Genomic DNA, 19,475 nt, shown 5'->3' on the forward strand with positions numbered 1-19,475 from the left:
ACAACAGGGGATTACCCGCCCTGGTTTTGGCGTTCTTTAATTTCAGAGAGCGTTTTGCAATCAATGCAAAGCGTCGCTGTAGGGCGTGCTTCAAGGCGACGCAGGCCGATTTCGATACCACAGGCTTCGCAATAGCCAAAATCATCGTCGCGCAGGCGTTCCAGCGCATCTTCAATTTTTTTAATCAGCTTTCTTTCGCGATCACGGGTGCGCAGTTCGACACTAAATTCTTCTTCCTGGGTGGCGCGATCAGATGGATCGGGGAAATTAGCCGCTTCATCTTTCATGTGGGTTACTGTGCGATCCACCTCTTCCATAAGGGACTGACGCCAGGCTAACAATATGGTCTCCATGTGTGCCTTTTGTTTGTCATTCATGTATTCCTCACCCTCAGTTTCCTGATAAGGTGTAATACCCATGCTTGTCACGGCGTTGGTTTTCACGTTATGTCTACTCTCGTTAGTTGTATCCACTCTATGCGCTGGCATCGTTGCCTCCCACTGTCTACATCCTGTCATCTAACTCATTCATGCAAGCGAATGAAGGGCGTTAGGTATATCAAAAATTACAGGCAGCTTCAACCATTATTACGTTTTCCACCGCTTACACGGTCATTCCCTTGCCAGTCTTGCCAACAATGTATCGCTTTATACCCATAATCTTTAAGCATAGACGCTACAGCCGACTTTTGATCGTACCCGTGTTCCACTAATAATAGACCGCTTGGACAAAGCCTCGCAAGACTCTGGCTGATAATATGCTGTAGAGCCTGCAAACCGGTTTCGCCGCTGATTAAGGCCGTTTGCGGCTCAAAGCGGACATCGCCTTCATGCAGATGAGGATCGGCGCTGGCAATGTAGGGAGGATTGGAAACAATGGCATGGAATGCAGCGGGTTCGTGAATATTGGCAAACCAGTCGGAATGAATGAACTGGATGTTATCCAGACCTAGACTGGCGGCGTTTTCACGAGCGGTTTTAAGTGCGCCTTCACTGAAATCACTGGCAACAATCTGCCATGAGGGTTTTTCTTTGGCCAGCGCCAGAGCGATGGCACCGCTGCCAGTACCCAGATCAAGAATTCTGGCCTCCGGCACCTCGTGCAATTGCGACAGGGTGATTTCCACCAGCAATTCGGTCTCTGGCCGCGGAATGAGCGTGTCTTTCGTCACTCGAATCGGTAAGGACCAGAATTCCTTGATGCCGGTAAGATAAGCAATGGGATGACCTTGCCGGCGTTGTTCCACCAGGGCTTTGAATCGATTCCATTGCAGGGACGTTAACGTGACTTCCGGGTGTGAATACAGGAAGCTGCGGGATCGGATAAGGACATGGGCTAAAAGCACCTCGGCATCAACACGGCAATCCGGATTATCCGGCTCAAGTATCGCCATGGCCTCGGCCAGGGCTTTCTTAATGTCCATCATGACGCCCGATTTCCGCGAGCAGTTCGGCGTGGTATTCACGCTTCAACGCGTCGATAACCGGAGTCAGATCGCCGGCAATGATGTCGGTTAACTGGTAAAGAGTGAGGTTAATACGATGATCCGTCAAACGCCCCTGCGGGAAATTGTAGGTGCGGATGCGTTCAGAGCGATCGCCTGTGCCCACTAGGGATTTGCGGGTTTCTGCCTGTTGCTGACGCTGCTTGCTTTGTTCGGCGTCCAATAACCGCGTTTTTAACAGGGCCATGGCTTTGGAACGGTTCTTGTGCTGCGAACGTTCATCCTGGCATTCGACAACCACGCCTGTTGGGATATGGGTAATGCGGATGGCTGAATCTGTTTTGTTCACGTGCTGGCCGCCGGCGCCGGACGAGCGGTAGGTGTCAATGCGCAGATCGTCTGGGCTGATGTCAATGTCATCAATTTCATCGACTTCCGGCATGATGGCGACTGTGCAGGCGGAAGTATGGACGCGGCCCTGTGATTCGGTTTCAGGTACCCGTTGCACGCGATGGGCGCCGGATTCAAATTTCAGCTGGGAATAAACGGCATTGCCGCTGATGCGGGCAATAATTTCCTTATAACCGCCGTGTTCCCCATGACTGGCGCTGATGACTTCGACTTGCCATCCCACGGTTTCAGCATAACGGCTGTACATGCGAAACAAATCGCCCGCGAAGATGGCTGCTTCGTCGCCGCCGGTGCCGGCGCGTACTTCCAGATAAACGTTGCGTTCATCATCGGGATCTTTGGGGATAAGGTGCCATTGCAACGCCTCATCCAATTGCTCAACATGCTGCACGGCCTCGTCGATTTCCTCCTTCGCCATGGCAGCCATTTCGGCATCGTTGCCGTCAATAAGCTCCTGAAGTGAGGCGACATTGTCGCGGGCGGTCACATAGTCATTGTAACAGCTGGCTACCGGTTCGAGTTGGGCATACTCTTTAGACAGGTTTTTAAATTGGTTTTGATCGGCAATAACCGATGCCTCGGATAACAGGCGGCCCACTTCTTCAAAGCGTTCCAGCATCTGTTCGAGTTTCAGTTCAAGAGATTTCTTCATAAGGTACAAGCGCTTTGGAAGGATTAAATAAATAGTGCACCAGATCCAGCAATTCCTCGCGGTTATCCCAAGCCGCCTGCCTTAATCCGACAGTCGGGAAATGGGTTAATTTATTCACCAGACGGGTACTGAATTCCTGCAAAACCTCGGTTTGATTCATGCCCAGAGAGAGCTTTTTCATGGCGCGTTGCAATTCTTCAGCCGCCAGGTTTTCCATGGTATCCCGGTAATGGCAGATGACGTCTTTCGCACGCAGCGAGCGATGCCAGCGAATGTAATTGTCCAGCTCACAATCAATCAACTGCTCAGCCTGAAGCGCGGCGCTGCGGCGTTCGTCCATTCCTCGGGTAATGATGGTCTGCAAATCATCGATGTTGTAAAGGGCGACATTCGCCAATTCGCTGACATCGGGTTCAATGTCGCGCGGCACAGCCAGATCAAGGAAGAACATTGGGTTGCCCTTGCGTTTTTCAAGGGCATGCGCCACGAGACTGCGATTAATAAAAGGAAGCGGGCAGGCGGTGGCTGAAATCACGACATCGGCTTCGGCCAGATGCTCGGGGATATCGCCAATGGTAAGCGCTTTGCCTTGATAGGCGGTGGCCAGTTGCATGGCGTTTTCGCGGGTACGGCTTGCAACTAAAAAATCAGAGACGCCTTCTTTGTGCAGGTATTTCACCACCAGGTTGGCCGTTTCCCCCGAGCCAATTAAAAAAACCCGCAGGGACTGAACGTCGCTGAAAAACTGATTGACCAGTTGCACGGCCGCATAAGCGACAGACACAGGATTGGTGCCAATGCCGCTTTGGCTCCGGATGCGTTTGCTGGCACTGAACACGTACTCAAAGACATGGCGTAAATTATTTTTGACTGCGCCTAAACGGCAGGCCTGCTGGTAGGCCTGTTTCATTTGCCCAAGAATCTGTGGTTCTCCAAGCATCATCGAATCGAGGCCGCTGGCCACGCGGAGGGTATGGCGTATGCCGTGATGTCCGTAATGGAGATAAATATAGGGTGACAGGACTTCCGGCGAGAGCTGATGCTCATGCGCAAGCCAGGGAACGAGACTTTCCGGATCGTTGGTGTCGCAATAAATGTCCATGCGGTTGCAGGTGGACAGGATGGCTGCTTCATTAACTGCAGAAAGGCCCACCAGCTTGTGAAGCAGTGTATCCTGTGTCGCTGGTGTCAGCGCGACTTTTTCGCGCACATTCAGCGGGGCTGTTTTATGATTAAGTCCGCAGGCAACAAAGACCATCGAAGTTTTACTATTAACCCGGCAATGTTGAGATTGTAAACCATAACTTTTTTAAAATGTAGAGTAAAGCGAGGATGAATCGCCGAAAACTCAAGTCCTTTGCTGATTTGCCGTTAACAAGATAAACCTTAAGGCGTTTCCTGTTAAGGAGATTTAGATGGATATCATCTTCCAGGGCAACCACAACAGTGAAGAGGCGGCAGAAAATTTATTAAGTGTCCTGCGCTTGTTCAAGGAACGGTATAAGATCAGCCATTTTCGTGAGATGCACTTAACGGTGACTCTGGTGGATGATCATGGCGATGATGTCGAGCTTGTCGATAGTCAGACCTCGCAGGTTTACCGCGTTTTTGAAGTCTACCGCAAAGGCCATGAGCTTCAGACTGGACGAAAGCCCCGTCCCATGCTGCAATTAGTGGTTGATAACACACGCTAGCAGGATAACATGCTTACCGGCTTACTGGCATTTCTACTCACATTAGTTTTAGTCATCGGTCTTCATGAAGCCGGGCATGCCCTGGCGGCTTTGCTGTTTAACGTTAAAATTCAACGCATTGCCATCGGCTTTGGCAAGCCCCTGCTTTTGCGGCGGGATAAACGGGGCATCGAATGGGTCTTCGCGTTGTGGCCTCTGGGTGGTTACGTGCGTTTGCTGAATTCCCGTATTCAACCGGTCAAGGAGGATGAGCACCCCTTTTGTTTTGATAAAAAACCAGTCTGGCAACGCCTGATTATTTTATTGGCTGGTGCGATGGCTAATCTTCTAGTGGCCTGGGTGGCCTTCACGCTGATGCTGATGGTGGGTTATAAACAGTATGACGCCGTCATTGACAAGGTAACCCCGCAAAGTCTCGCGGACTCCGCGGGCTTTAAAGCAGGCGATCGCATCCTGACCATCAATGGCTATGGGGCACAATCGCTGCAGGAGGCCGGCATGCGGTTGATAGCGTCCCTGGGGCAGGCGGACATTCCGGTCACTGTCGAAAATCAGCATCAGCAACGGCCGCTGCAATTGGATTTAAGCCGCTGGCGGTTTCCAACGGTTAAGGGTTCGCTGTTTTCCCTGTTGGGGTTTGAAATGGTCTCACCGGCTCAGAGTGAACGCTCTGTGCCCGGCATGTCTTTTTTTAATGCCGCCACGGAAGCGGTAAGCCGGATAATTGATTTGCTGGTTTTTTTTATGGTGATGCTCAAGCAGTTATTCACAGGGCTTATTCCCTTTACTCTGCTGCTGGGGCCTGTGGGCTTTTTAAATGCCTCTCTTCATTCTTTTCTGCAGGGATTCTCCGTGTTTCTTTCTTTTATTGGCTCTCTCAGTTTGACAGTGGGTTTCGTTAACCTGTTGCCTTTACCCGGACTGGATGGCGGCTCCATGGTCTATGCGGTGCTTGAAAAACTGCGCGGCAAGCCGGTTTCCATTGCCATGGAAGTGCTGCTGCATCGTCTGGCCCTGATTTTCTTTATGCTGGTTTTTGTTCAGCTCATTCTCAATGATCTTAAACGTTATGCCCATTGATTACGCCCGGGCGCAGCATAACACGTCCACGCGTTGTACCCCTTGCTGTTTTAAGCCTCGCGCGAGTTCACTGGCCGTGCTGCCCGTGGTGAGTAAATCATCCACCAGCGTGACATGGGCATAGGGCATGGGTTTAACCGTGAAGGATTGTTTCAGGTTATTGCGGCGTTGCCGCCCGCTGAGTCCTGCTTGCGTTGGCGTATTGATTCGCTTGTGGCAATGGGTCAGGGAGTAGGGAATCATTAACTCGCCAGCCAGTTTTTTGGCTAATTCCGCGGTCTGATTAAACCCGCGTTGCCGCAAACGCCGGGCATGAAGGGGGACTGGAATCAGGCAATCGGAACGGTAGTGTTCAGGCAGGGCTGCTTTCATTAATTTAACTAAAAAGGATCGAAGATGCAGGGCCTGACGGTATTTGTAATCATGCAGCAGGCAGCGTAACAGGCTGTTAAAGCGATAAGCAGTGAACACGGCATCAAAGTCTGGTCTTTTTTTAACGCAATGGCCGCACACCGCGAAAGCGGAATCAACCAAGGGATGCCGGCAATAACGGCAAGCTGGCCCAAGCGGGGTTAATAACTGTTCGCAAAACGAACAAACAGTGAACAGGCCGGTATGGTTTTGGCAGCAAACCGCACAAACAGAAGGCAATCGCCATTGCTGTGTTATACTCTTGATTTTCTGATACACGCGTGTTGGACTTCCATTAGTAAAGCTTTGCCATAATGAATCTTAAAAACGAAATTAGCAACTCATTTAATACCCACGCCGGCGAGTATGATCGTGCCGCCAAAATACAGCATGAAATAGGCAACCGCCTGTTTGAGCGCCTCGATTACCTGAAAATTAATCCGCGCTACGTGCTGGATTTAGGCTGCGGTACCGGTATTTTTTCCCGCCTGCTTAAAAAAAGGTATGCGGATGCCCACATTATCGGTATTGATCTGGCTGAGAAGATGCTCAATGAGGCCCGAAAGAAACAGGGCTGGCGACGTAAATGGGCGCTGGTGAATGCCGACATGACCGCGCTGCCTTTTCCCGACGGTTTATTTGATTTGGTCTTTGCCAACCAGGCGATACATTGGGTTTCGCCGCTTAAGGATGTCCTGCGCGAAATTAACCGGGTTATGAGTCCGGATGCGAGCCTGCTGTTTTCGACCTTGGGCCCTGATACCTTTAAAGAACTGAAACAGGCCTGGGCCGGTGTCGATTCCCATGCCCACACCAACACCTTTGCCGACATGCATGATGTGGGTGATTGTCTGCTGGCGGAGCATTTTTTAAACCCCGTTGTGGATATGGAATGGGTAACAGTGCATTATTCTTCCCTTAAAGCCCTGGTTGACAGTCTGAAGGCGCAGGGGGTGCGCAATATCAATCAGGACCGTAATAAGGGATTAACAGGCAAGGGTGCGAGGCAGGCGTTTGAGCGGGCTTATCAGCAACTGTGTACCGACCAGGGAAAATACCCGCTGACGTATGAAGTGGTTTACGGCCATGCGTTCAAGGGACAGGCACAGCCAATCACGCAGAGCGGGGAGGTTTTTATTCCCATCACCAGCATTCAGCGCAAGGCTCGATAGACAATCGATCGCACCGATACAGAGGCGTGCGCATTGACGCATTTGATGGTACTGTTTCATACCAGCTTAATCAGAGGGAAGTTAAGATGGGAAGTGATTACATTGTTTATGCCATTCCAGTGTTTTTTTTACTGATTGGCATTGAATACGTTGTTTCGAAAGTTCGCCGTCAACCCCTTTATGAAATCAAGGACTATGTCAGTAATTTAAGCAGCGGTGCGCTGGAACAGCTATGCACCGCGCCTTTGCAGGTTCTGCTCCTGTGGGGGTATCACAGCCTTTATCAGCACGCCGCCCTCATGACCATCAATCCGCGTTCCGCCATGGCCTGGTTTGTCCTGTGGCTTTCAGTGGACTTTCTTTATTACTGGTATCATCGTGCCACTCATCGCGTGACTCTGTTATGGATGGGGCATTCCGTTCATCATCAGAGTGAACATTACAATTTATCAGTGGCCTTGCGTCAGGGCGTTGTGCAGACTCTGTTTTCACCCTTTATCTATCTGCCGTTGGCCCTCATTGGTTTTCCAACCTGGATGTTTGTCACGGTATCGAGTGCTATTACACTTTATCAATTCTGGATCCATACCCAGACCATTGGCCATTTGGGCTGGTTTGAAAAATGGTTCAACACCCCTTCGCACCACCGCGTCCATCACGGCCGCAATCCCCAGTACATTGATAAAAACTATGCCGGCAGCCTCATTATCTGGGATAAACTGTTTAACACCTTTGAGCCAGAGCGTGAGTCTCCGGATTACGGGGTCACGGAACCGCTGCAAACCTGGAATTCATTCTATGCCAATATTAACGTGGCGATGGACATGATTTATTACGGTCAGTTTTTAAAAAAATTCAGCCAGCGCCTGGCTTTGTTTATCCAACCGCCTGAAAAAATAGTCAGCCTTTTGGGAACGCGGCGTTTTAATCAGGTGAAACGCGAATCGCGGCGTTATCAGGGGCCGGTTCCTGTGCTTTATCTGCTGGTGAATGCCATGGCCTTAGTGATTGGGTTCACGGCTTTTCTCGCGGGCATCCGTGAAGCATCGGCAAGGGTCATTCTGCTTCATGTGTTTTCCCTGATAACCATTTACCTCCTGGCGCGGGTGTGTAACGGTGCGCGAACCATTCACTGGCCGGAGCTGGCGCGCGCCCTTGTCCTTAGCGCTCTTTTATTCGCGATAAAAGTACCGGTCCTGATTGCTCTTCTCAGCAGCGCAGTGTTTTTTGGTGTCAATGAGCGGCTTTTTGCCAATCATGGGTTGCCTTTCGATTCTCTACCCAAACCTTTGCAGGATGAAAACCGTTTAACTGTTGATTAAATTGGCTTACAGCTATAATTTATACAACCCGATTAAAAAAACAGAATGCTTTAGGAGCGATTATGGAATTTGTCAGCCGTTACGTATCTCATCAACCGGATTTTAAGGGCATGGTGAGTTACTCCGACGAAGAACATCGCGTCTGGCAGTTACTCTATAAACGGCAGATGACTATTCTTCCGGGCAGGGCCTGTGATGAGTTCCTGCGGGGATTGGAAAGCCTGGGCCTAGCCGCCGACCGCATTCCGCAACTCCCGGAGATCAGCGAACGTCTGCGCGGGTTGACCGGTTGGGAAGTTGCCCCTGTGGCAGCGCTGATCTCGGCGCGTGAATTTTTTGAATTACTGGCACAAAGGCGTTTTCCCGCCGCAACGTTTATTCGGGCGGAAGACGAGTTGGACTATGTGCAGGAGCCGGATATTTTTCATGAAATTTTCGGGCACTGCCCGATGTTAACCGATCCGGTGTATGCGGAATTTGTGCATAATTATGCCTGTAAAGTATTGGAATTTCCGGAAGATGAATGGCCTCTGCTGCAACGCCTGTTCTGGTTTACCGTGGAATTTGGTTTAATCAAAACGCCAAAAGGATTACGGGCTTATGGCGGCGGTATCTTATCCTCCATCAGTGAAACCCCTTACAGCATTGAAAGCGATATTCCCATGCGGGTGTTGTTTGATCCGGTTGTGGCTTTTCGCACCCCTTACCGCATTGATATGCTGCAGAAAGTTTATTTTGTTATTGATACTTATCAACAACTCTACGATTTTGTAAATCAGAATATTGGCAGCCTGATTCGCCGTGCCCGGGAACTGGGTGAGTACCCGCCTTTTTTCCCCGTGGATACCAACAATCCCAGTATTCATATTCTTGCCTGTTAATCAGGCAGTAGAGACTGATTTCCGCATGCAGCCATGCAGGCAGTGGTGCAATTGTAATGCGCGTTCAGTCTTGTTAATATCGGTGAACGTTTTGTGTTCATTGATGGCTTATCAAGGAGCAATCGATTGATCAAAGTACTAATTGTTGATGACCATGCCTTGGTTAGAATGGGTATTCGACGATTATTAGACGACTTACCTGACATGGAAGTGGTCGCTGAAGCAGAGAATGGGGAGCAGGCTCTCACCCTGGTGAAGACCTGCAAACCGGATGTTGTGCTATTGGACATGAAAATGCCTGGCATTGACGGCTGGGAGGTCACTCGCCGTCTTAAAAAATCCAATCCGCAAATTAAAATCATCGCCGTCACCGCCATGTGTGCCGAACCGCTGCCTACCCGCATTCTGCAACTGGGGGCCATGGGCTATCTGACCAAAGAATCCGGTGCTCAGGAAATGGCGGCCGCCATCCGCAAGGTGGCTAAAGGGGAAAAATATTTAAGTGCCGAAATTGCCCAGAAAATGGCAATTAACAGCCTCGAAGCCGTTGAAGAGTCGCCGTTTGATCGGTTGTCTGAACGCGAAATGCAGGTGATGTTCATGATTACCAGCGGCATGACGGTACAGGATATTGCTGATCGTCTGTTTTTAAGCAGCAAGACCATTAATGGTTACCGCTACCGCATGTTCGATAAACTGGGCATTAAAAACGATGTGGAATTAACGTTCCTGGCCATGAAACACCGAATCATTGAAAAACCCACGGATGCTTTGCACGATGACTGAGGCCGGGTGCTGACGCCCGCGGCGTGTGCTATCTATAGTTAAATTATGAACGAGTTTTTACCTTCTTCCGAATTAACGGCTTTGCTTGCCAACTTAACCAGTGAGCCTGGCGTTTACCGCATGATGGATGCCGAAGACACCATTTTGTATGTCGGTAAGGCCTCCAATCTGAAAAAACGGGTAAGCAGCTATTTCAGCAAACAGACTACCGGCGCCAAAACCCGATCGCTGGTGAATCAGATTGCCCGTATTGAAGTCAGTGTGACCCGCAGCGAAACGGAAGCCCTGTTGCTCGAAAGCAACCTGATTAAAACCCTTCGCCCCAAGTACAATGTTCTGCTGCGCGACGACAAGTCCTACCCTTACATCCATGTGGTCCGCAGCAATGGCTATCCGCGCATGGAACTCTATCGCAGCAAGAAAAAACCCCAAAAAGGCGATTTTTTCGGGCCTTATCCCAGCGCAACCGCTGTGCGGGAAACCTTAAGCAGCATTCAGAAAATTTTCAAAATCCGCAATTGCCGCGACAGCTATTTCAGCACCCGTTCCCGCCCCTGCCTGCAATACCAAATCAAACGTTGCACAGCCCCCTGCACCGGTTATATTTCCGAAGAAGAATATCAACACGCGGTCGATGACGCCGTGCGGTTTCTGCAGGGCAAGTCCCAGGCTATTCTCGAGGAAATGGGGGCGCGGATGGAGGAAGCGGTCAAGCGTCTGGCCTTTGAAGAAGCGGCTCTGTTAAGGGATCAGATTAAAAGCCTGCGCCTGGTGCAGGAGCAGCAGGGGGTTGTGCAGTTACGCGGCGATGCGGATGTGATAGTCATGGATGCTAAACCCGGGTTTGCCTGCATTCAGTGCGTTACTGTTCGTGACGGGCACGTGCTGGCCAGCCGCAGTTTTTTCCCCTCGGTACCGCAACGGGTTCTGGTGGTGGAGGAGCCGCGTGATTTGCGGCAGCAGGTTCTTGAAGCGTTTGTGTCGTTTTATTACGTGGATGCACCGGAGCGCATCCCGGGTTTGCTGATTCTTGCAGAGCCGCTGCCGGAACTTGATGCGATTCGCCTGATGCTGTCGGAGTTGCGCGGCAAGGAGTGTCAGATTCAGATTAACCCGCGTGGCATCAAGGCACGTTGGCTGGATTTTGCCGTCAATAACCTGCGGTTGGCAGTCAGTGAGTATGATGCTTCACGTCTGACCATGAAAAACCGCTACGAGGCGCTCGCTGCTTTTTTACGCTGTTCTGCCCCCATTAGACGGATGGAATGTTTTGATATCAGCCATACACAGGGGGAAGCCACCATCGCCTCCTGTGTGGTATTTGACACGGAAGGGCCTCGCAAAAAAGATTACCGCCGTTTCAATATCACAGGCATTACGGCCGGCGATGATTACGCGGCCATGCAGCAGGTGCTGACCCGCCGTTTTAAGCGGCTTAAGGAGGAGCGGCATTTTCCCGATATTTTAATCATTGATGGCGGCAAGGGGCAGGTGAATGTCGCCCAGAAAGTCCTCACTGACCTTGGCGTGGAAGGGGTATTTCTCCTGGGTATAGCTAAAGGACCGGATCGCAAGGCAGGTCTGGAGCGCCTTATCCTGGTGGCTCGTAATGAAGAAATCATGTTACCGGAGGATTCGCCCGCCCTTCATCTGCTGCAGCATATTCGCGATGAGGCGCATCGCTTTGCGATAACCGCTCACCGTAAAAAACGACAGACTGCCCGGCTTGAATCGTCGCTGGAAACCATTGAAGGGGTGGGGCCGAAACGGCGTCAGGCCTTATTGCGCCGTTTTGGCGGCTTACGCGAACTGGCCAAAGCCCCTCTGGCTGAGATTGCCAAAGTGGCGGGAATCAATGATCAATTAGCCCTGCGGATATTTAAGCATTTTCGTGACGGTTAATGCGGATTGCCTAAGACGGCAAAAATTTGCCGGGGAAGCGGTTCACCCTTAAGCCTGATAGTTGTTATTGTAATCATTAATGAAAATTTTCAGTGTTTCAATGGGAAGGGGACGACAGTAATAAAAGCCCTGCGCATAACGGCAACCCAATTGTTTTAGCAGCTGATTCTGCTCCGCGTTTTCAACGCCTTTTTGAATCACTGTCAGCTCGAGCTTGTGGGCAAGTTCAATTAACCCGCTGATGAATGCGCTCCGTTTGGGTTCAAGTGCCAGGGAGTGAAGCAGGCTGTGATCGATCTTGACGTAATCAAACGGCGTTTCCAGCAGACGTGACACGTTGGAGTGCTCCGTACCAAAGTTATCCAGGCTTAAACAGATTCCCTCTGATCGCAGGGCTTCAAGGTTCGCATCGAGATGGCGGTATTGCAGGCTTGAAATCTGCTCAGCAATGTCAAGAATCACCGAGCGGGCCGGGATATTGGCTTTCAGCAGGCTGTCGCAGAGGTTATCAATGAAATACTGATCGTTGAGTTGGGACAAGGCGATATTCAAAGCAATTTTAGCATCGGAAAGCGGGGCGATGATGGCGGCGAAATCCTTTAAAGCCTGCTGGATGGTCCAATAACCTAAGGATTGAATGCAGCCGGTTTGTTCAGCCAGGGGAATAAATTCACTGGGGGAAATTAAGCCTTTTTTCGGATGGCGCCAACGGATAAAAGCCTCATAACTGACAATTTCATTGGTTTTTAAATCAAACATAGGCTGATAATCAATGTAAAACTCGTTTTTTGCAATGGATTGGCGAAGGTCACGTTTCAGCAAAATGAGACGGCTGTTGATTTCATTGTACGTTGCGTTGGAAAAAATAGTGTATTGATTCTTGCCGTTTTTCTTGGCCCGGTACATCGCCGTATCGGCATTGCGCAGCAACTCATTGGCTGTCTGTCCCCCGGTTGGGTAATAGCAGATGCCGATACTGCATCCGGTTTCAAGGTGGTATTCGCCGATTTCAAAGGGGGTCGACAGGGCCTGATTGATTTTACCGGCTATTTTTTCGATGTCAGTTTGTTCAGTCAGTTTCAGCAGCACCACGAACTCGTCGCCGCCCAGACGGGCAATGAAATCTGTCTTGCGGATGCAGCCGGACATGCGTTTGGCCAGGTTTCTGAGCAGCTGATCGCCGACATGATGCCCAAGCGTGTCGTTGATGGTTTTAAAATTATCCACATCGATTAACAGCAACGCCAGTTCCTCTTTGTTCTTTTTCGCTTTTTCCATCCATTGATCCAGGGTGGTTTCAAAAAATTGTCGGTTTCCAACGTTGGTCAGCGGATCATAACTGGCCAGATCCCGCATTTTCTGCTGGGCCATTTTCAATTCGGTGATGTCAGTTGCATAAACGTTAATCTGATCAAAATCCTGAATCCAGACCACAGTAAACAGGTACATTTTGTCTTTGACTTCCATTTCCATACGAACCACATCGCGCTTCTGCTTGGCTTTAAGGCAGGCGTCCTGGAGTTTTAACGGTAATTTAGCCGATCCTTTGTACCAGTAATCCAGTATTTCCCGACCGGAACTGTTGCTGTAGAGAATATTGCCATCGTATTGAATGCGAAATACCGGGTTAGGATCCTGATGGGGAATACTCGCTAAAAACTGCAGTTTACGTTGAGACAGGAGACGTTCTATTTCAAGGCAGATGCGCTCGCTTAACAGGCGAAACAGGGTTTTACTGTGGTGATTAAGGATAATTCGTTTTTCCGATAACAGCACCAGCAAGCCAACGACGGCCCCTTCGGAGTTGAGCAGCGGGCCGCCAATGTAAGAGTTGATGCTCATTTCCTGCAATAAAATGTCTTTGGGAAACCGCTCCTGCACGTCGCCGTCAAAATGATGGATGCTTTTGGATTCTTTCACTTCTTTACAGGGGGTATCCTGCAGTGCATAGGACACATTTTTGCGTTTGATGCCGCGATAATAGTAACTGACACTGTGAGCAATGTCATCGCTGTCGATCAGATCGACGCAGGCATGATCGGCATTGAAGGCATCGGAAGCCAGTTTGGTCACATCATCAATCACGTCGTTGATGCCGCCGTGGTTGGCAATTTCAGCCAGGGAGCGTAAAACCCACTCGAGCATTTTCGATTCGGTGATGTCCACCAGCTTAATCAGTACATTGGGTTCCTTGTCGACCATCAGGGTGCTGACCATGACATTAAAGGCAAGACTAGGACGATGATTGTCCTTTTCCTCTACCCAGGTAAACTGCTGCGGCACGCCTTTTTGCGTTTCATGGCAATGATGAGCCAATTCGGTAAACAGTTGTTTCGGTCCCAACTGCCTCATACTAATCGCTTTCTGTAAGGTTTGCCCCAATACCCTGCCTGGATCTTCAAGTAAAAAATGATGAGCGGCCATTTCGTTCAGAAAGAGGATTTTGTTTTTTTTATCAAGGACAAAAATACTGTCGCTCATTAATTGAATGGCGTGTGATAAGTCGTGCCGGGACGCAAAATTGCCTAAACCGACCTCGGATGCAATCGCCTCCTCAATGATGAGACTCGTGTTACCCATGGATGTTAGACAGAGGACCACTTATACTAAGTATAGAGGAATTTTACAAAATTTATCCTTAGTCTAAACTTTTTAAACAGAGGGTCGAAGTAATGTCAAGAGTACGCTGAAATTTAAGCACGCTTTTTGCATCTTAAACGTTATAAACAGTCGGGGAATAACGTCATGAAAAAAATAACGATGGCTCTGGTAGCGTTTTTATCGGCGATATCCTCTCACGCAGCGCCCTATTACGGGACCGGATTATGTGCTTATCCTCAATACCAATGCATTAAAGTGACCTCAGGGCAAAGCTGGGAAAAACTCTTCCCGGATGAGCAGCAGCGCGATATTGTTCAGCGCATAAACCGCACGTACAACCACCTCTGGGCCGGCAAGGAGATTGCCGTACCGCGCAATCTGGCCAACAAAACCCTGCTTGATTTCTCGCCTTTCCCCTTGAAAATCAAGGCTGAAGGGAATAAACAAATCATTGTGGATCAGGACAAACTCGCCTGGGCCGCCTACGATGCCGATGGTCGTCTGGTGAAATGGGGCCCCATTTCGTCTGGCCGCGACAAATGCTCAGACAGCAACAACTCCTGCCGCACCTTAACCGGTATCTTTTATTTCTTCAGCAAGGAAAATGAAAAATGCCGTTCCGGGGTCTTCCCCATCGGCCGAGGCGGGGCAAAAATGCCTTACTGCATGTATTTCCACAAAGGATTTGCCATGCATGGCTCCGATGACATACCTGGCTACAGAGCAAGTCACGGCTGCGTGCGCATGTTCACTCGCGATGCCTTGTGGATGAATCATGAGTTTGTAGAAGTATCCAATGATAAAACCGGTTTTCTGGGGACTAAAGTAACAGTCAGGCCTATTTTGGATAGCACAAGCGGGAAAGCGCAATGAAAACAATAACCAAGTACGCGACAATGATAGTGTGTCTGGGATTATCTGCTCCAGGTCTGTCCATGACTGCCGAGGAAAAAGCGGATAAAGACAACCGCAACCCCCCGGGCTGCCTCGATACAGGTTACCAGTTTGAATTGAAGGCCCTGCATCTTTTGCCGGAGGCAGCCGGTGCCAAGCAATCCCTGTATTTTTTCTTTAACACCCTGCCACAGAAAATTAACCTTTACCAGATGCGCGATGATGAAAGCTCAAGGAGCCTTTATTTAAATCATGCCATCAACAGCCGGCAGTGGGCGGCGCTTTCAAGCAGTGAAAAGGAAGTGAAATTCATTTGTACGGTGGATGATCCCAGGCTTCGTTATGGCCGGGTCGTGGATTGCAGCCAAAGCCTTAAGATTTGCGAATACACCACGGTGAAATATGGTTTGAATAACAAAGGGAACTTTTGGCTGGTGAAAAGTAATTCAAGGAATGCGGCTGTCAGAGAAGTTGTCAGGTATGGCATCATTCCTGCAATGACAATGTAAAAACAGCGCCAATTGCAACGAGAATAAAAAAGAGGGGAACTGCCATGAAATCACTGGTGCCATGGTTTTGTCTGGTTGCTGCAACGGGAAGTCAAGCCCTGTGGGCTGAGGAAGGCTTGCTCAACTACCGTCAGGGGAATTACTTCGTTGCCGGCAAAAATTTAACGCCCCAGATCGGAAAAGACCCGGTTGCCGATTATTACATGGCACGCATGCGGCTCTATGGTTTCGGTGAATTAAAAAATGACAGCCTGGCGCTGCGTTATTTCCTGCAATCGGCTGAAAAAGGCTTTCTTCCCGCCCAGCAGCTCATGGCCCACTATTATCTGATTAAAGAAAATAATCCGGAAAAAGCCCTTTACTGGTTTAAAAAGGCCGCCGCCGGCGGCGACACCCAGGCACAACTTTACACCTCGGCTGCCTATCTTTTTGGTTATGGAACCCCAAAGAATACCGATGCAGCCCGTCGTTACATCATTGACGCGGCCAAAAAGGGCAATGCGCTGGCTCAGTATGCCTTAGGACTCGACTTCGCAGGCAGCCGTGACCATCGCAATAAAAAGCTGGGGGCTATTTGGCTCAACAAGGCGGCAGAAAGCGGCAATGTGAATGCCCTGGTAAAACTGGCTGAACTGTATGCCAATGGCATGGGGGTTGCCAAAGACGTCAATAAGGCACAGGAACTGTTACAACGGGCTGCGGCTCAGAATGATTTAAATGCCATGCTGGCATTGGGCAATCTCGCTAAAAAAGACAATAACCTTGAATCAGCAAAGACCTGGTATGAAAAAGCCGCAGCCGAGGGCAGTGCTGATGCGCAGTTTGCGCTGGCCCAATTATACCTCGATGAAAAAGGCGGTTTGTATGATGCCAAAGTGGGTTTTATGTGGATGCTCAGAGCCGCGCAAAACAACAAGGCAGATGCCCAGGCTGGTCTTGCTGTCTTGTATAAAGACGGTAAAGCGGTGGGAGCTGACAGCCAGTTGGCCGAACAATGGCAGGCGCAGGCTGCCGCTACACGATTGAAAGAGCAACAGACGCCAGCGCATCTGTTGGTCGCCAGATGGTTAAGTAATGGCAAAGCAGACAATTTTGCAGCCAGCAATTACAACCTGGGCGGTATTTATAACGCCTGGCAAAACCCCATGGCATTAAAGGAAAATAACTACAATCAATACCCGCGAATGGACGAGGTGACCCGCCAGTCCCTCTACAAACCCAAATTCAAACTGGCTAATCCTCAGGACATTGCCATCAGTGAATATTTCGACGTGTTGGCGCCGATGCTAAGCGGCAATGAAGCCAATGACTGGTCATTCAAGCGTTATCCCATTAACCGCCAGATTCAGGCGTTGAAAGACAGTGAGGCTTTTGCTCTTAAACATCCAAAACAATTCCGCGTGGCCAAGGGGGTTGTACCTTACCCTGTTCCCGAAGAAATACCCACCTTTGATTACGTGGAACATTTAACTCAGGGCTGGGAGCATCAGGCCAATTATCAGTCGGTGTTAACGCAATTGTATGATCAGGCCATTCTGGGCGAGTCCGATGCCCAATATGAGATAGGCCAGCTTTATCAGTACGGGATTGCTGTGGCTAAAAATCCCGAACAGGCCGTTGTCTATTTCGAACTCGCGGCGTCCCAGCAGGACGTGAGGGCGGAATACAATCTCGGTATACTTTATCTTGAAGGGCAAACCAACCCGGTTGATTACCAGAAGGGAATCGACTGGATGACCGATGCCGCCTTCAAAGGCAACCCTTATGCTCAATACGCACTGGCCAATATTTATGAAAAAGGCTTTAAAGATCCCCAAGGCAATCTGGTGGTGCAACCCGATCATCAACAGGCGATGGCCATGTATTATCTGGCTTCATCCAATCAGTTCGGCGAGGCGCAATACCGGTTGGCAGATTACCTGGTTAAGGAAAACAATGCCGGATTAAGCGTAGCGGCCAGGCAAAACCGTAACCAGTTAATTAAACGCCTATTGCAGGGCGCTGCCAAACAGGGGGTTGCTGAAGCAGTTCTGCCGCTGGCCTTCTACCATGCCATGGATGCTGATCCGGCCAGACAAAAGCAGGCTTTTGAAACGGCGAGACGCGAAGCGGATGCAGGTAATCCTGAAGCGGCGCTGTTGCTGGCTATCCTCTATGAGCGCGGCATTTCCGTGCCCAAGAATCCGATCGAGTCACGCTACTGGTACCAAAAAGCCTCGTTAAATCCCGTAACGGCTTTCATTCTGGGTACCTATTACGTGGAAGGTCAGGGTTTCAACAAAGACATTGAGAAGGGCCGTGCCTTGCTGCAGCAGGCAGCAAATGCCGGTTTTTCCTATGCCAATCTGAACCTGGCCATCCTTAAAAAACAGGCCGGCGAATCCTTCCTTGCGGAACTGGATAAGGCGAGACAGCAAAATAACAGCGTAGCCGGGTTGCTTCTTGCGGATTATTTCCTTGAGAAAGCCGATAATCCGGACAACATGAAACAGGCGCGCGACATTTATCAACATTTTGCTGATAAAGGGGATAAAGACGCGCAGTTGAAACTGGCTTACCTGTATGACCGCGGCCTGGGTGGAGAAGCCAATTCGCAATTGGCAGAACAGCTTTATACGGCGTCGGCCGAGCAGGGGCAACCGGTGGCCCAATACCTGTTGGGGCAATTTTATCAAATGGGACGCGGCGGTTTAAAACCGGATTATGCCAAAGCCAAACAATGGTATACCGCCGCGAAAAAATCCTTTGTACCGGCGGCAGTGGCGTTAGGGTTCGTCTATGACACCGTGGACGATGATTACCTGAATGCAGCCGACAATTATCAACAGGCTGCCAGACGTGACAATATTCGCGGAATGTTCAATCTAGGTCTGGTGTATGAGTACGGTAAAGGTCAACCAGTCAATTACGCCAAGGCAGAGACACTTTATCTGGCCGCTGCCGAAAAAGGGTACAGCCCGGCCATGAATCAGCTGGCGGGAATTTATTTCCGTGGCGATAAAGGCAAACGCGATGAACAGAAAGCCTTGTACTGGTATAAAAAAGCGGCGGAACTGGGTGATAGGGATGCCAGCTACCAGTTGGGGTTGTTGTCTGAAACCGGGGTAGCGACCAAACTGGATTTTGGCGATGCAGTCCGGTTTTATCAGCAATCGTCTGATCTCGGCAATGCCAAGGCCAAAATGGCGCTGGCACGCATGTATCAGTATGGATTGGGGGTTGAGAAAGACATTAATCATGCCGGTGATTTGTACAAGGAATTAGCGGCCAATAACAATGCCTATGCCCAATACCGGCTGGCCATGCTTTACCTGGACGGGGCTCTGGGTGAAAAAATGCCGGAAAGAGGGAAACAACTGCTTAAAGAAGCCAGCGATAATGGCAGTCAGCAGGCCCAAAAAGTGCTGCAATGGCTGGATGCGCAGCAGGCGACCCGCGTCAGTTTCATTGAGCCTGTCATTTTAAACCAGGCACCGGTTCTGGCAGGGCAAACCGCTGATTTAATGTACTTAGACGCCTTAAGCGAGTGGAACCGCGGGGATGAAACCTTATCGCGTATGATTCTTAATCGTTTGATGAGTCAATTCCCTCACTACATTCCTGCCAAACGGGCCTATGAACAATTGAATCAACAAAACCAGATCAGTATTTTTGGTTGAAATATGCCCATGTCATAGGTAAACTGCGCGCACTTTAATAAAAGGACGCGCAGTATT

At 49.9% G+C, this 19,475-nt stretch carries 16 protein-coding genes; 10 read left to right on the forward strand and 6 right to left on the reverse strand.

Annotated elements, in window-relative coordinates; all coding sequences use genetic code 11:
• Positions 1-11: 11 nt before the first annotated feature.
• From dksA to hemA, 4 genes are all read right to left on the reverse strand, one after another.
• Positions 12-419, reverse strand: coding sequence for an RNA polymerase-binding protein DksA (gene dksA / locus Lrub_RS10330; RefSeq protein ID WP_310790366.1), 408 nt, complete (start codon positions 417-419; stop codon positions 12-14).
• Between the two features lie 158 nt (positions 420-577).
• Entirely contained in the window at positions 578-1,426 is an 849-nt protein-coding gene (gene prmC / locus Lrub_RS10335) for a peptide chain release factor N(5)-glutamine methyltransferase (protein ID WP_058532025.1), read from the reverse strand.
• Positions 1,413-2,507, reverse strand: coding sequence for a peptide chain release factor 1 (prfA, locus tag Lrub_RS10340; RefSeq protein WP_058532026.1), 1,095 nt, complete (start codon positions 2,505-2,507; stop codon positions 1,413-1,415). Before prfA ends, prmC begins: the two co-directional genes overlap by 14 nt.
• Positions 2,491-3,765 (reverse strand): glutamyl-tRNA reductase, encoded by a 1,275-nt coding sequence (gene hemA / locus Lrub_RS10345; RefSeq protein ID WP_058532027.1) that lies wholly within the window; start codon positions 3,763-3,765, stop codon positions 2,491-2,493. The genes prfA and hemA overlap by 17 nt, the downstream gene beginning before the upstream one ends.
• A gap of 157 nt (positions 3,766-3,922) precedes the next feature.
• Between hemA and Lrub_RS10350 the strand changes: the two genes are divergently transcribed.
• Entirely contained in the window at positions 3,923-4,201 is a 279-nt protein-coding gene (locus Lrub_RS10350) for a hypothetical protein (RefSeq protein ID WP_058532028.1), read from the forward strand.
• A gap of 9 nt (positions 4,202-4,210) precedes the next feature.
• Entirely contained in the window at positions 4,211-5,281 is a 1,071-nt protein-coding gene (locus tag Lrub_RS10355) for a M50 family metallopeptidase (protein ID WP_058532029.1), read from the forward strand.
• On the opposite strand, the gene Lrub_RS10360 is transcribed toward Lrub_RS10355, so the two are convergent.
• Positions 5,282-5,971, reverse strand: coding sequence for a ComF family protein (locus Lrub_RS10360; protein WP_193392354.1), 690 nt, complete (start codon positions 5,969-5,971; stop codon positions 5,282-5,284).
• 35 nt (positions 5,972-6,006) lie between these two features.
• Here Lrub_RS10360 and bioC point away from each other — a divergent pair, with 35 nt between their 5' ends.
• The 5 genes from bioC to uvrC all read left to right on the forward strand — a co-directional run bounded on the left by bioC (position 6,007) and on the right by uvrC (position 11,755).
• Positions 6,007-6,864 (forward strand): malonyl-ACP O-methyltransferase BioC, encoded by an 858-nt coding sequence (bioC, locus tag Lrub_RS10365; protein ID WP_058532030.1) that lies wholly within the window; start codon positions 6,007-6,009, stop codon positions 6,862-6,864.
• A gap of 86 nt (positions 6,865-6,950) precedes the next feature.
• Complete coding sequence (locus Lrub_RS10370; protein ID WP_065235744.1) at positions 6,951-8,186, forward strand: sterol desaturase family protein; 1,236 nt, start codon at positions 6,951-6,953, stop codon at positions 8,184-8,186.
• Positions 8,187-8,248: 62 nt separating this feature from the next.
• A complete protein-coding gene (gene phhA / locus Lrub_RS10375; RefSeq protein WP_058532031.1) occupies positions 8,249-9,067 on the forward strand; it encodes a phenylalanine 4-monooxygenase in 819 nt (272 codons plus the stop codon).
• Positions 9,068-9,193: 126 nt separating this feature from the next.
• Positions 9,194-9,853: a two-component system response regulator LetA gene (gene letA / locus Lrub_RS10380; RefSeq protein ID WP_058525608.1), complete on the forward strand. Its 660-nt coding sequence runs from the start codon at positions 9,194-9,196 to the stop codon at positions 9,851-9,853.
• 45 nt (positions 9,854-9,898) lie between these two features.
• Positions 9,899-11,755, forward strand: a complete 1,857-nt coding sequence (gene uvrC, locus Lrub_RS10385; protein WP_058532032.1) for an excinuclease ABC subunit UvrC — start codon at positions 9,899-9,901, stop codon at positions 11,753-11,755.
• Positions 11,756-11,803: 48 nt separating this feature from the next.
• Here the strand turns inward: uvrC and Lrub_RS10390 are convergent, their stop codons facing one another.
• Positions 11,804-14,335 (reverse strand): bifunctional diguanylate cyclase/phosphodiesterase, encoded by a 2,532-nt coding sequence (locus Lrub_RS10390; RefSeq protein ID WP_133134039.1) that lies wholly within the window; start codon positions 14,333-14,335, stop codon positions 11,804-11,806.
• A 165-nt stretch (positions 14,336-14,500) separates the two neighbouring features.
• Between Lrub_RS10390 and Lrub_RS10395 the strand changes: the two genes are divergently transcribed.
• The 3 genes from Lrub_RS10395 to Lrub_RS10405 are packed head-to-tail and all read left to right on the forward strand — an operon-like array spanning position 14,501 to position 19,418.
• Positions 14,501-15,229, forward strand: coding sequence for a L,D-transpeptidase (locus Lrub_RS10395; RefSeq protein ID WP_058532283.1), 729 nt, complete (start codon positions 14,501-14,503; stop codon positions 15,227-15,229).
• Positions 15,226-15,759 (forward strand): hypothetical protein, encoded by a 534-nt coding sequence (locus Lrub_RS10400; protein ID WP_058532034.1) that lies wholly within the window; start codon positions 15,226-15,228, stop codon positions 15,757-15,759. Before Lrub_RS10395 ends, Lrub_RS10400 begins: the two co-directional genes overlap by 4 nt.
• A gap of 44 nt (positions 15,760-15,803) precedes the next feature.
• A complete protein-coding gene (locus tag Lrub_RS10405; protein WP_058532035.1) occupies positions 15,804-19,418 on the forward strand; it encodes a tetratricopeptide repeat protein in 3,615 nt (1,204 codons plus the stop codon).
• Positions 19,419-19,475 lie beyond the last annotated feature (57 nt).

This window comes from Legionella rubrilucens (assembly GCF_001468125.1).
In the GTDB taxonomy this organism is placed as follows: domain Bacteria; phylum Pseudomonadota; class Gammaproteobacteria; order Legionellales; family Legionellaceae; genus Legionella_C; species Legionella_C rubrilucens.